The sequence below is a fragment of the Ensifer sp. Root142 genome (assembly GCF_001426785.1).
Lineage (GTDB): Bacteria > Pseudomonadota > Alphaproteobacteria > Rhizobiales > Rhizobiaceae > Ensifer > Ensifer canadensis.
On the sequence record NZ_LMFK01000034.1, the window covers coordinates 402731 to 415708 of the forward strand.

The 12978-nt window shown below is 62.1% G+C and carries 11 protein-coding genes; 6 read left to right on the forward strand and 5 right to left on the reverse strand.

Annotated features, from left to right (window positions below; translation table 11 throughout):
- Positions 1–98: 98 nt before the first annotated feature.
- From ASD52_RS26705 to ASD52_RS26725, 5 genes are all read right to left on the reverse strand, one after another.
- Positions 99–914: an aspartate/glutamate racemase family protein gene (locus ASD52_RS26705; RefSeq protein WP_025430343.1), complete on the reverse strand. Its 816-nt coding sequence runs from the start codon at positions 912–914 to the stop codon at positions 99–101.
- Positions 914–1570: a flavin reductase family protein gene (locus tag ASD52_RS26710; protein WP_057216884.1), complete on the reverse strand. Its 657-nt coding sequence runs from the start codon at positions 1568–1570 to the stop codon at positions 914–916. The genes ASD52_RS26705 and ASD52_RS26710 overlap by 1 nt, the downstream gene beginning before the upstream one ends.
- Positions 1571–2318: 748 nt before the next feature.
- A complete protein-coding gene (locus ASD52_RS26715) occupies positions 2319–3035 on the reverse strand; it encodes a GntR family transcriptional regulator (protein ID WP_025430345.1) in 717 nt (238 codons plus the stop codon).
- Positions 3036–3249: 214 nt separating this feature from the next.
- Positions 3250–4446, reverse strand: coding sequence for an amidohydrolase (locus tag ASD52_RS26720; protein WP_057225963.1), 1197 nt, complete (start codon positions 4444–4446; stop codon positions 3250–3252).
- Between the two features lie 26 nt (positions 4447–4472).
- Positions 4473–5849: an amidohydrolase family protein gene (locus tag ASD52_RS26725; protein WP_057226330.1), complete on the reverse strand. Its 1377-nt coding sequence runs from the start codon at positions 5847–5849 to the stop codon at positions 4473–4475.
- A 164-nt stretch (positions 5850–6013) separates the two neighbouring features.
- Here ASD52_RS26725 and ASD52_RS26730 point away from each other — a divergent pair, with 164 nt between their 5' ends.
- The 6 genes from ASD52_RS26730 to ASD52_RS26750 all read left to right on the forward strand — a co-directional run bounded on the left by ASD52_RS26730 (position 6014) and on the right by ASD52_RS26750 (position 12820).
- Positions 6014–7588, forward strand: a complete 1575-nt coding sequence (locus ASD52_RS26730) for an ABC transporter substrate-binding protein (RefSeq protein ID WP_057225965.1) — start codon at positions 6014–6016, stop codon at positions 7586–7588.
- 160 nt (positions 7589–7748) lie between these two features.
- Positions 7749–8714 carry an ABC transporter permease gene (locus tag ASD52_RS26735; protein WP_057225967.1) on the forward strand — a complete coding sequence of 322 codons (966 nt, stop codon included), beginning with the start codon at positions 7749–7751 and terminating at the stop codon, positions 8712–8714.
- The gene (locus ASD52_RS26740; RefSeq protein WP_057225970.1) at positions 8714–9610 is read left to right on the forward strand and encodes an ABC transporter permease; all 897 of its coding nucleotides are present in this window, start codon (positions 8714–8716) and stop codon (positions 9608–9610) included. Before ASD52_RS26735 ends, ASD52_RS26740 begins: the two co-directional genes overlap by 1 nt.
- Before the next feature lies 1 nt (position 9611).
- Positions 9612–11351, forward strand: coding sequence for an ABC transporter ATP-binding protein (locus tag ASD52_RS26745; RefSeq protein ID WP_057225972.1), 1740 nt, complete (start codon positions 9612–9614; stop codon positions 11349–11351).
- Positions 11348–11485 carry a hypothetical protein gene (locus ASD52_RS38860; protein ID WP_156408056.1) on the forward strand — a complete coding sequence of 46 codons (138 nt, stop codon included), beginning with the start codon at positions 11348–11350 and terminating at the stop codon, positions 11483–11485. Before ASD52_RS26745 ends, ASD52_RS38860 begins: the two co-directional genes overlap by 4 nt.
- Positions 11486–11623: 138 nt before the next feature.
- Positions 11624–12820, forward strand: a complete 1197-nt coding sequence (locus ASD52_RS26750) for a cyanate transporter (protein ID WP_057225974.1) — start codon at positions 11624–11626, stop codon at positions 12818–12820.
- The last annotated feature ends 158 nt before the right edge of the window (positions 12821–12978 follow it).

Sequence of the window (12978 nt, forward strand, 5' to 3'; positions counted from 1 at the left end):
CTCATCGTGGGTTTGGGGAGTTTGCGTAATGATGACAATTCGATTTGCACGGACAGCCGATAGCTGTCGCATCTTGCCGAGCTACGGGACAAGATGTGCTACGGTTGCAGACTGCAAAACGTTACCGTTTCGGCCGAACTGATCACTTCTTGGGAAATGGGCGTGAGAACCATCCGTTGATCAATGATGGGGTGGCACGCCGATACGAGATCACCGGACTTGTCGCGGGGATAAGCGTAGGCGCCAGCCTTCGAGGTCCGAAAGCCACCGCTCACCAATGCCTCGGCGAGCTTGACGGCTGCCGCCACGCCGTCGATGACGGGGACCCCCGTTTCGCGCGATAGCCAATCGCACAGTTCTGCCATGCCGGCGCACCCAAGCACGATGGCATCGACACCATCCTCGCGTATCGCAGCGCGCGCCTCATCGAGGAGTTTCGCGCGCGCGATTGCCGGGTCGGTTTCGAGTGCTAGCACCGGCAGGTCGACCGAGCGCACACGGCGGCATCGCGAGGCAGCCCCGTAGTGCGCGACAAGATCCTCAATCACCGGCACCGACCTCGGCAGCGTGGTGATCACTGTGAAGCGGGTCGCTACGGTTACTGCGATCTGCACCGCCGCCTGGCAGATACCGATGACGGGACCGGAGGCAACCTCGCGCGCAGCGGCAAGGCCGGGATCATCAAAGCAGGCTATCACGTGCGCCGATACGCCCCGCTTCTCGGCGGCACGGATCGCCGCCAACATCGCAGGCACGGCCATCGCCTCGTCCGCGTAGCCTTCGATCGAGGCGGGCGTGTCCGTTGCGGTCTCCGCCTCGATGACTGTGCCCTCCGATCGTGCTGCCTCGGCCGCACGTGCGATTTGGTCGGTCATTGAGGCTGTCGAATTCGGATTGATGACGTGTATGCGGATCATCGGGTGGCTCTCTCCGGCCTGGGGTTCACTTGTGCAAACTCGAAGCGCAGTAGCTCTTCCGGCTTTTTAAGTTCGAACTGGCGATCTGAAGTGATGTAGTTGTCGGCATGCAGCCTGGCGATCGGCTGGTAGGTTTCCGGATTCGCATAGCGCCCTTCGGCATCAAGGCACCGGTCCTGGATATGCATGTGCACGACTTTGCCGATGACGAGCACGCGCTTGTGATAGTCGAGGATGCGGTCGACCCTGCATTCGAAGCTGCAGGGACTTTCGGCGATGCGAGCGACGTCGATCTGGTCACACGGCACCGGTGTCAGACCGGCGAAATCCAGTTCATCCACTTCTGAGGCGAAGTTGACGCCGCAGACGATCATCGCCTCGGCGAGCGCCATGTCGACCATGTTGACAACGAACTCGCCGGTTCGGCGGATGTTCGAGACAGTGTCCTTCTCATCACCATTGCCGCGGTTCTGGATGCCGAGCACCACCAAAGGCGGCTCGTGGGCAAACACGTTGAAGAAGCTCATTGGCGCCGCATTATTGTGTCCGGCCGGCGACCGGGTTCCAACAAGCGCGATGGGGCGCGGACCAATGAAATTGGTCAGCAATCGATAACGATCGGGAGGGGGTAGCGTGGTGAAATCGATATTCATGTCCGGTTCTCCTCCATGACCGTTCAACCGCTTATCACTGCGCCGACGCACGGCGCGTCGACCGGCTGGGACGTCCCAGCGTGCAGCCGTAGGCACGGCAAACACCCACGCACAGGAGAACCTCGCCGAGCTTTCCGCACGGAAACCGGCGTATCTGGCACGTTGCTCTCCCGGCGTCGCCGAATACCATCTTTGATTTATATCGCATCCATTTTTGTGTCAATATTGCATCCAATTAATGCATACAATATTATCAGTCAATCTCAGGCGTGCCTGCGCCATATTGCCGGCGCGAACCGCTGGCACAAAGGAATGTTTGGGAAGACGTTTTAACTAATGCGCTGCCGCGAAAAAGGTCGCAACGATGTTGCCAATCACCGACTGTAGGTTTCGTTAAATCGTATTCGATGTAAAAACATGCAGCAATTCAGAGTGCTACAGCGACCTTTGCGCGTCTAACAAGACGCGCGGCGCTGTAGGTGCGTTGCTCGACGCGAGGGTATAAGCGAGAGTGGCATACGACGCGCGCCGAAATCTGCTCACCTTCCGCCCAATCTGCTGGCGGCAAGTTGTATACTATAGATGCCGAATATTGTATTATGTTATGGGTGCAGCCGTCAAAGCGCTACAGCGACCGCGCTGTAGCGGCGCTGTAGGAGTCCTGACTTTCGTCCGCGCGTGGAAAACGGGCATTGACGTCCAGCAGGGAGCGCCAGTGATCACGCTGGTCACAAGGCGGCAAAACGGTCTAAAGGCCCTCTTCTTTTGCGTAGGCAGCCAGGAGATCCGGCAAGTCGTTTTCCGAGTTGCTTTTCAGCAGAGCGCGCGTTGTGATGGCCCCGATGTGATGGTCCATCAATTTGCACGCCTTTTCGCGATCGTTCCGTGCAAGTGCGGCAATCAACTCGCGGTGCTCCGACACGGCGCAATCGGACGAATGAGGGCGACCATAGAGCGACAAAATCATGGACGAGCGCGAGACGAGCTCGGTAACGTATCGCGATAGGATGGCGTTCTCCGTCAGCTGTGCGAGCAGGACGTGAAACTCACCGGCGAGTTGGATCGAGGCCGACGGATTGTCGAGCCTTGCCTTGTCTTCGGCGTCGACGTGCGCTTCAAGCTCCTTGATCTTCGGGGCCGTCAGACTGCCGATCAGGCTATCGACGACCAACGTCTCCAACGCTCGGCGCACGGCAAAGATATTATGCCCTTCCTCCAGACTGGGGTGGCTGACGCATGCTCCCTTGTTCGGCCGCAATTCGATCAGACCCTCACCGTTCAGTCGCGCCAGAGCCTGCCGCACGATCGTGCGGCTGACGCCCAGCCGCTCACCGATCGAATCCTCGGGAAGTTTCGTGCCCGCAGCGAATGCTTGGTCGAGGATGGCACGCTTCAAGATACGATAGACCGCATCTGACTTGGGGACCGCCGATCTTGCATTGCTGTCGCTGGGTTTGGGAGTCATGATTTTCCTCGAAAATAGCCAAAGCGTGCGATTGATAGCGATTGCCAAGCGTTGGATCGCAAACAACTATCACCACGCAAGCCGAACCGTAAAGCCGCGGTCGGCGGCCCGCTGAACCGGCAGGTTAGGCCGTTGCATAGTGACGGCTCGACCGATCGCGGCCCGCCACTGCGAACACCAAATTCCCGACTTTTCGCCTTTCATCGAAAAAGCTTCATTCGATGGCCGGCAAATCGCCAGCCAATTCGCCGCCATTCACAACCACGCGGCCGCGCCGGATGACGGTGCGCCTATGCGGCGTCAGGGCGACGGCTTCCGCCAACGTGCGCGCGGGCACCAGCACCAGGTCGCCGAAGCAGCCTTCAGAGAGACCGTAACCGCCGAGACCGATACCTTCAGCACCACCGAAAGTGCAGATGCGGGCGGATTCTTCGAGATCAACATCGTTGGTCATACCGTTGCGTTGCGCCAGGTACTTCGCCCGCTCCAGCATGTCACCATTTCCAAACGGCTCCCAGGTCCCCTGAATGCCGTCAGAACCGGAGGCAACCGTGAGACCGCATTGGCGCATCAGTCGCAATGGCAATGCCGGGGCAGAGGGACTGCCGACGGTCATCACCGCGATGCGTTCTGCAGCGAGCTGGCCGATTAACGCGTTTTGCCGTGAGGCGTCGAGCGTCCCGAGGCAATAGGCGTGGCTCACCATCACCTGCCCCTGCAGCGACAAGGCGCGGGTCCGTTCGACGATGAGTTCAAGACAATAGGCACCGAGGTCGCCCGGTTCATGCAGATGAATGTCGACAGGTTTTCCGTGACGATCCGCGAGCGCGAAGATTGCATCGAGATGACGCACCGGATCGCGCTCGATCGTGGCGGGGTCGATGCCGCCGACGATATCGGCGCCGGCCTTCAGGGCCGCATCCATCAACTCGAGCGTCCCCTCGCGCGGCAGCATGCCGCTTTGCGGGAAAGCCACAATCTGTACATCGACCAGATCGCGCATTGCCTCGCGTGTTTCCAGCACGCCTTCGACATTGGCGATGCCGATCTCGGTGTCGACATCAACGTGGCTGCGAATGCTCAAAACGCCATGGGCGAGCGTCTGAAGGATCTGACGGGCCGATTGCCGGCGGGCGTTGATGCCAAGCTCGCGCTTGGCATTGCGGTCGGCCAGGATTCGGTCGTTGCGGGTCGGACCGACCCGGTTCTCGAACCAGTCCATGCCGACAAGTGTCTTGTCGAGATGCGTATGTGCCTCGACAAGCCCTGGCAAGGCGACATGTCCGGTCGCGTCGATCTCGGCCACCGGACGGGGACAATCTGCCGCAACAAACCGACCGTCTCGGATGAGAAGGTCCTTAACAGGCCCACCGAAGGGGCGGGCATTACGGATAAGAAGGTCTGCAGTCATTGTAGATCCTCAATTGTCCAAGCGCCTTACGTGCGATCACTAAGTCCGGCCCGCGCCATCGCCAGCCGAAATGCGCGCAGGGCACGGTCGAGGATCGCGTCTTCGTCCTGGCCGACGAGGCGTCGCCCGCGCATCAGAACACGCCCGCCGACGATGGTGGTGACCACGTCCGCCCCATTGGCGTATCGGGCAAGGCGCTGCACCGGATCGTGCGGTGGCCAGAGATGGGGCTGACGCATATTCACAAGGACGATATCGGCGCGCTTGCCGGTTTCAAGCGAGCCGAGTTCATCATCCATCATCAGGGCGCGCGCGCCGTCGATCGTCGCCATCTCCAGCAGCCGCAGCGGCGGCAGCACGGTATCATCTGAGAAATGGCGCGCGTGGTAGCGATGGGCCTGGAACATGTTGCGGAACATGTCGAAGGACCGATCGGGCGCCGCGGCATCGGTGCCGAGCGAAACCACTATGCCGTCCTCCATCAGCTCCGGTGCCGGGCAGCGGCCATAGACCGACATCAGCGCACTCGGATTGTGCGCAACCTTGGCACCGGTCCGCTTCAGGACCGCCCGGTCGGCCTCGGTCAGGTCTATGCAATGGGCAAGGAGCGACCGCTCGTCAAAGAGACCAAGTCGCGCATCGTTGGCGGCGATGGATCCGTCGCGATGACCGTCCTGCACCAGAAGGCTTCGCCTCTCACGCGCGCGGTCGCGGACTTTGCATGCAATCCTGTATACCGTTTCCCCGCGCAGTTCCTGCTCATCGAAAACCGGTAGCGAAAACACGACCTGCAGCCGGTCGTCGCGTCCAGCCCAGGCATCGACCAACTCGGTGGCCACGTCTATCTGCCGGTCTGGGGAGACGACGATGTCGTTGTGGGACGTCGGCGTATACTGGCGATACACGTGATTTTGCCCGGACCGGTTCGGCCCCACGGCCAGAACCTCACGCACTCCCATGGCGGCAACCGAAGCGAGATGCGCCTCCGCCGCCTCCGGTGCCTCGGTGCGCATGATATCCGGGCCGCCGCCGAACAGCAGCGCCGCAGTCGTCGTGCCGCACTTGATCCGCTCTGCCGCCGACAGCGCCGCTTCCGCTGCCCAGAACTCAGGGTCGGTCGCAGTCGCGTAAATGCGGCCGGTCACGTCCATCCAGTCCTCGGCTGCACTGCCCAACCCTTTGGTCAGCATATGTCCGGCATGAGCGTGTGTGTCGATCAGCCCAGGCATCGCGACCATGCCGGCAGCCTCGATGCGCTCGGCCTGCCATTCTCCGGCAAAGCTTCCCTCGCCGATGCCGGCGATGCGCCCGTCCTCGACCAGAACATGGCCGCGCTCAAGAACGCGACGGTCCGCGTCCATGGTAACGATCGTGGCGTTTTCAATCAGCAGTGCATTCGTCATCGGAAGTTCCCTTTCCGGCTGTCGGGCCTGGCGTTCTTTTTTGAGAAGCGTCGCCAAAACCACTTTTGCCATCTTGATATTGTTTGCATCAGATGTACACTATTACTGGGAACATTCGTATCCAATAACACAGATAATATGTATACGCCAAACGGGAGAAACCAGTGAAAACCTCTTTGAAGACCCTCTTGGCGGGTCTCGCCCTTGTGGCGCCGCTTTCCGCCCCCGCCCTCGCCGAGACACTGCGCTGGGCTTCATCCGGCGATGTCATTTCCTACGACCCCAACGCACAGGTCGACAGCTTTACCCAGAGCGTGCACCATATGGTTTTCGACCCTCTGGTGCGCCGTAACAAGGACCTGAAGCTCGAGCCGGCGCTCGCCACCTCCTGGGAGGTCATCGAGCCGACCCGCTGGCGCTTCAAGCTGCGCCAGGGCGTGAAATTCCATGAGGGCCAGCCCTTCAACGCCGATGACGTCGTGGCGACCATCCAGCGCCAGATCGACCCCGGCGCGCGCAACCGCGAGAACCTTTCAACCGTCGTCGGCGTCGAGAAGGTAGATGAATACACTGTCGACCTCATCCTGCGCGGGCCCTATCCGCTGCTCCTCAACGACCTTGCCGCCATCTACATCATGAGCAAGCCCTGGATGGAGGAGCATGACGCGCTGAAGCCGGGCAATGCTTCGACCGGAGTCGTCACCTATGCCAGCAACCATGCCAACGGCACGGGTGCCTTCAAGCTGAAGACCTACGAACCGGATTCGCGCTCGATCTTCGAAGTGAACAAGGACTGGTGGGACAAGCCGCAGCACAATCTGGACGAGGTCGAGTTCCGTCCGATCGCCTCCGACGCGACCCGCGTCGCGGCGCTGCTATCGGGTGAAGTCGACATGATTGCGCCCGTTCCGCTGCAGGACGTCGACCGCATCGCCGCCACCGATGGGCTGAAGGTCGTCGAGAACCCGTCCCTGCGTACCATATTCTTCATTTTCAGCTACCGGCCGGAACTTCATGCGACCCCCGGCAAGCCCAATCCGCTGCTCGATGTGCGGGTGCGTCAGGCCCTGTGGCACGCGATCGATACCAACACGATCCAGAAGCGCCTGATGCGCGGCAAGTCGCGTACGGCCGGGATGCTCGTCGCACCGGCGGTGACCGGCTACGACGAAACCATCGACGTGCCGCTTCCCTATGATGTCGACAAGGCCAAGGCGCTGCTGGCCGAGGCCGGTTATCCGGATGGTTTCAAAACGGGGCTCGCCTGCCCCAATGACCGCTACATCGCCGACGAGCAGATCTGCCTTGCGGTCGCCTCCATGTGGGCGCAGATCGGCGTCCAGGCCAATGTGAGTGTCGAGAGCAAGACGACCTATTTCCCGCGTACGGACAAGGGTGAGTTCGACGTCTATCTTCTCGGCTGGGCTTCGCTGCCGCCGATGGACGGCTTCAGCCCGTTGCAAGCGCTGCTGGCGACCAATGACGGCACCTTCGGCGGCAGCAACGCCGATGGGCTCTCCAATCCCGAGATCGACAAGCTGGCCTATGCCGCAGCCGTTGAACTCGACGAAACCAAACGCGTCGAGATGCTGAAGCAAGCCTTCCGCATAACCCATGATCAGGTATTCTACCTGCCGCTGCACCAGCAGCCGGTCGCCTGGGCGATGAGCAGCAAGCTCGACATGCCGCAGTTCCCGGACGAGTACGTGCGTCCGTGGTTCGCACAGATGAAGAAGTAGTCGGGATTCTCCCAAGGCGCAGTCCCGGCAAGCGAAGCCTGCCGGGACTGCGCTCAAACCGGGTCAACCCTTCCGCGTCGCTGGCGGCGCGGGGGACGCGGGAGCGCAACAGCCCGGTTTTCGCCCCTTCGGGCAAGATCGCTCCCTCAAGGACTATCCGATGATCAGACTCTTTTCAGTCAGGTTGCTTCAGGCCATCCTCGTGATGGTCGCAGTGACTGCCATTGCCTTCGTCATGTTCCGCTTCGTCGGCGATCCCGTCGCCTCGATGGTGCGCGAAGGCGCAACCCAGGCGGAAAAGGACGCGGTCCGTGTCGCTCTCGGCCTCGACAGGCCGGTCGTGGTGCAGTTCGTCGATTTCGTCGGCCATGTGCTGACCGGCGATCTCGGCACGAGCTACCGCTACCAGCAGCCTGTGACCAGCCTGTTGCTCAGCCGTCTTCCGGCCACGCTGGAACTGGTTGTCGTCGCCACCGTGCTGGCCCTGTCGCTCGGCATTCCGCTCGGAGTGCTCTGCGCGCTAAAACCGCGTTCCTTTCTCTCCCGGCTGACCCAGTCTGCGACACTGGTCGGCATTTCGATGCCCACCTTCGTCACCGGCCTGCTGCTGATCCTGGTTTTCGCAGTGAACCTGCGCTGGTTGCCGTCCTCCGGACGCGGAGACCTCGTCGATATCGGTTTTTGGGAGACCGGCTTCTTCACCCTTTCGGGCCTGAAGTCGCTGATCCTGCCGTCGATCACGCTGGCGCTGTTCCAGCTCACGCTGATCATGCGGCTGGTGCGCTCGGAGATGATCGACGTGCTGTCGGCGGACTATATCCGCTTCGCCTTCGCCCGCGGCTTGCCGCGCGCCTATATCTATGGGCGGCTCGCTCTACGCAACGCGCTAATGCCGGTCGTCACCGTTACGGGCCTGCAGATCGGCCAGCTCATCGCCTTCGCCATCGTCACCGAGACAGTGTTCCAATGGCCGGGCATGGGCCTGCTCTTCACGAATGCCGTCGGCTATCCCGACGTGCCGGTGTTGGCTGCCTACCTTCTGTTCGTTGGCTTCCTGTTCGTCATGATCAACATGATCGTCGACATTCTCTACACCTTCATCGATCCGCGCCTGAGGACACGATAATGGCTACGCAATCCCTGATGCGCCGGCTTCCGCCGGTTTCCGTGATGGTCGCCGGCCTGGTGCTCTTCATCATGCTGACCCTCGTCATCTTCGCCCCGCTGATCGCGCCGATGGATCCTCGCGACGTCTCATCCTATTCGCTGATCGACATGGAAATCCCCCCGGCGTTCATGGAGGGTGGTGATCCCCGCTTCCTGCTCGGCACCGACAACCAGGGCCGCGACCTCGTTTCCGTCATCCTGTTCGGGCTCAGGATCTCCGTCGTCATCGGCGTCGGCGCGGTGGTCTTCGCGGCCGTGGTCGGCGTCGTGCTCGGTCTCGTCGCCGGCTTCTTCGGCGGTGTGATCGATGGCATCGTTATGCGCATTGCCGATGTCTTTGTCAGTTTCCCCACCATCCTCGTCGCGCTGCTCATCAGCGGCATCGCCCGCGCGCAGCTCAGCGCCGAAACGATGCTTGCCTGGGCGCCGCTGGTGTTGATCTTCTCCATTGCCGTCAACGAATGGGTGCAATATGCCCGAACCGTGCGCGCCTCGACCATGGTGGAAGTCGCGCGCGACTACGTGCGCGCCGCCAAGGTCATCGGCCTGCCATCCGGCCGCATCATGGGCCGCCACATTCTACCGAACATCATGAGTTCGGTGATGGTCATCGCCACCATCAACCTTGCGGGCGCGATTCTGACGGAGGCGACGCTCTCCTTCCTCGGCGCCGGCATGCCGCCGACCTATCCCTCGCTCGGTACGTTGATCCGCATCGGCAATCAGTTCCTGTTCTCCGGCCTCTGGTGGATTGCGGTGATGCCGGCGACTGTACTGGTCGTCCTTGTGCTGGCCGTCAACGTGATCGGCGACTATTTGCGCGACCACTTCAACCCGAAACTGATGGTTCGCTGAGATGACCGAAACCACGCTCCCCGTCCTCGACATTCGCAATCTCTGCGTCGAGTATCCGCTGGCCAACGGCAACACGCTTAAGGCCGTCAAGAACACCGATCTCATGATCCGCCCCGGGGAAATCCACGCCCTCGTCGGTGAATCCGGCGCCGGCAAGACCACTGTCGGCAATGCGCTGATGGGTCTCCTGCAGGCCCCTGGCAGAATCGCATCCGGCTCCATCGTCATCGCCGGCAAGCAGATCGACCTACGCACCGGCCGCACCGAAGGCATTGTGCCCGGACGCGATGTCGGCGCGATCTTCCAGGATCCGATGACGAGCCTCAACCCGCTCTTCACGGTGGAAAGCCAGCTCTGCGAAGGCATGCTCACCCATCTGAAGCTTTCGTCCAAGGAGGCGAAGGCCCGCGCGCTGGAACTGATGAAGGCCGTCGGTATTCCGGAGCCCGAACGCCGGCTCAGCAGCTATCCGCACCAGCTTTCCGGCGGACAGCGCCAGCGCGTGGTCATCGCCACCGCACTCGCCTGCAATCCGCAGCTTATCGTCGCCGACGAGCCGACGACCGCGCTCGACGTCTCGGTGCAGGCCCAGATCCTCAAGCTCATCCGCAATCTTGCGGACGAGCGCGGCGTCGGCATTCTGCTCGTCACGCACAATATGGGTGTCGTCGCCGAGATCGCCGACCGCGTCACCATCATGCAGAACGGCGCGGTGGTAGAGAGTGGGTCGACGCGCGAGGTGCTGACCGCGCCGAAGGCGCCCTATGCCCGCACGCTGATCGCCGCCGTGCCGCCGATCGAAACACGCCTTGAGCGTCTACCGGTACCGAGTGAGGAAACGCAGGTGTCGCTCGACGCCCGCGCCACCGTGCGCCGCAAGAGTGCAAAGACCGAAGCGGGCAGCCGCGACGACGTGGTACTTTCCGTGCGCGACCTTGCGGTGGAGTATGGCAGCCGCTCGTTGATCCCCGGCCGCAAGGCGTCGGTATTCAAGGCGGTCAAGGGCGTCTCGTTCGACGTCCGGCGCGGCGAGATTTTCGGCCTCGTCGGCGAATCCGGCTGCGGCAAGACCACCGTCGCCAACTCCATAGCCGGCCTCGTCACCCAGAGTTCGGGCACCATCGATTTTCAGGGAACGGCGCTCGGCGCCCGACGTGAAAAATCGGTGCGCCAGTCCCTGCAGATGGTGTTCCAGGACCCCTATTCGGCACTCAACCCGCGCCTGCGTATCAACTCCGCGATTGCGGAGCCCATCCTGTTCTACAAGCTCGCCTCCAATGCGCAGGAAGCCCGGCAGGACGCCACGACGCTGCTCGAAGCTGTCGGCCTTCCCGCCGACGCCGGCGCGCGCTTCTCGCACGCTTTCTCCGGCGGTCAGCGCCAGCGGATCGCCATTGCGCGCGCTCTCGGGCCGCGCCCTTCGCTGCTCATCTGCGACGAGCCGACCTCCGCGCTCGACGTCTCGGTGCAGGCGCAGCTCCTCAACCTCCTGAAAGATCTGCGCGACCTCGCCGGCCTCTCCATGCTGTTCATCAGCCACGACCTCGCGGTGATCCGTCAGATGTGCGACCGCGTGGCCGTCATGAAGTCAGGGCAGATTGTCGAGCTTGCCGATACCGAAACGCTCTTCACCGCGCCGCAACACGAATATACCCGTGAGCTTCTTCGCCTTGCCCCGTCACTTGAGCGCATCCTGGGCGCGAACTCGCCTCGGCCTGGCCGTGGATGGCAAAACGGATGAGAATCTCCCCTTGCCGGCACGCCGTTCTCGATGCCGCCCAGCTTGAAGCCGATCTCATGATCGACTGGTCAGGTTTGCGCGATACGCTGGAAACGCCGCGCGTCTTCCGCGTCACAGCCGAGATACGGATTTGATTGAATGAATCCCGTGCACGGCGTGGCTTTGCTGCTGTGCCGAAGTTATTGCACGTCGCGAACGAATTGGTGCACCACTGCGCGCATGGCTTTTCGGGTCACCGCAATAAAAAGAAGACGTAAAGGAAACACCCGATCATGCCGAAATCAACCCAGCCCGCGACGGGCCGGCAATGGATGCTGCTCATCCTCGTCTTGCTGGTTGCTGTCAATTTGCGGCCGTTTCTCACCGCACCGGGGCCCGTGCTGTCCGAGATCGTCGCCGAAACCGGAATGGGATATGGCAGTCTGGCCTTGCTGGAGCTGCTGCCGATGATGCTGATGGGCGTCGGCGCCTTCGTGTCGCCCTCGCTGCAGGCCAGGATCGGCACGCGCCGCGGTATTCTCATCGCCCTGCTTGTGCTAGGCGCCGGCTCCCTGCTGCGGCTCGTCGCGCCCGGCGGCGCAGCGTTGGTGACAACCGCCGCCCTTTGTGGCGCCGGCGCCGCCTTCATCCAGGCGGCCTTTCCCGGCATCATCAAGGCGGAATTTCCCCAAAGCATCCCGGTTGTCACTGGACTCTATTCCGCGTTCCTGATGGGTGGCGGGGCCTTAGGCGCGCGGCTGACGCCACTTCTCGTCAATCACGGTTACGGCTGGCGCCCAGCGCTGGCCTGGCTCGCGGCGCCCGCACTTGTCGCTCTCTGCGCCGCATGTTTCATCCTGTCGGACTCGCGCAGCGACCGTCCAGACAAAGCGCTCACCGGCAGATTGCTCCGCCGGCCTCGTACATGGACGCTTATCGTCGCCTTCGGGTTGGTCAACGCCGGTTACTCCTCCGCCGTCGCCTGGCTGGCCTCCTATTACCAATCTCTTGGCTGGAGCAGCGGCGACAGCGGCAATCTCGTGGCATTGATGGCAATCTGTCAGGCAGCGGCGGCCCTCGCCCTGCCGGTTCTTGCCCGCCGCAGCATCGACCGGCGAGCGTTCCTCCGCATGACGCTGGCGATGCAGGCAGTCGGCTTTGCCGGTCTCGCTTTCATGCCGCAGGCAGCGCCCGCCGTCTGGGCAGCCTTGTGCGGCGCCGGCCTCGGCAGCAGCTTCTCGTTGGCGATCGTCACCGCCCTCGATCACCTGCCGCGGCCGGAGGAGGCGGGCGTGCTGGTGGCGTTGATGCAGGGTGGCGGTTTCCTGATCGCGTCCCTCGGCCCCTTCGCCACCGCATTCCTGCACGACGTCAGCGGCAGCTTCGCCCCTGGCTGGGTGATGCATCTTCTCTGCGTCGCCAGCGTGTTCTTCCTTTACATGCGCTTCAACCCATCACGCTATGCGCAAGCGATGCAATCACCGATCTGAGCGAAAATGATTTGCTCTGGATCGGCGGTGGCACTTTGGCCTCGTCACGTTCGGTCGACGTTGATGCCTCGGACCTCGCACAGGACGGGTGTCGAAACAGCTTGCCTCTCGAGATACCAAGGCACTGGACATGCCGCCATTTTGTATGCAATTCGAGG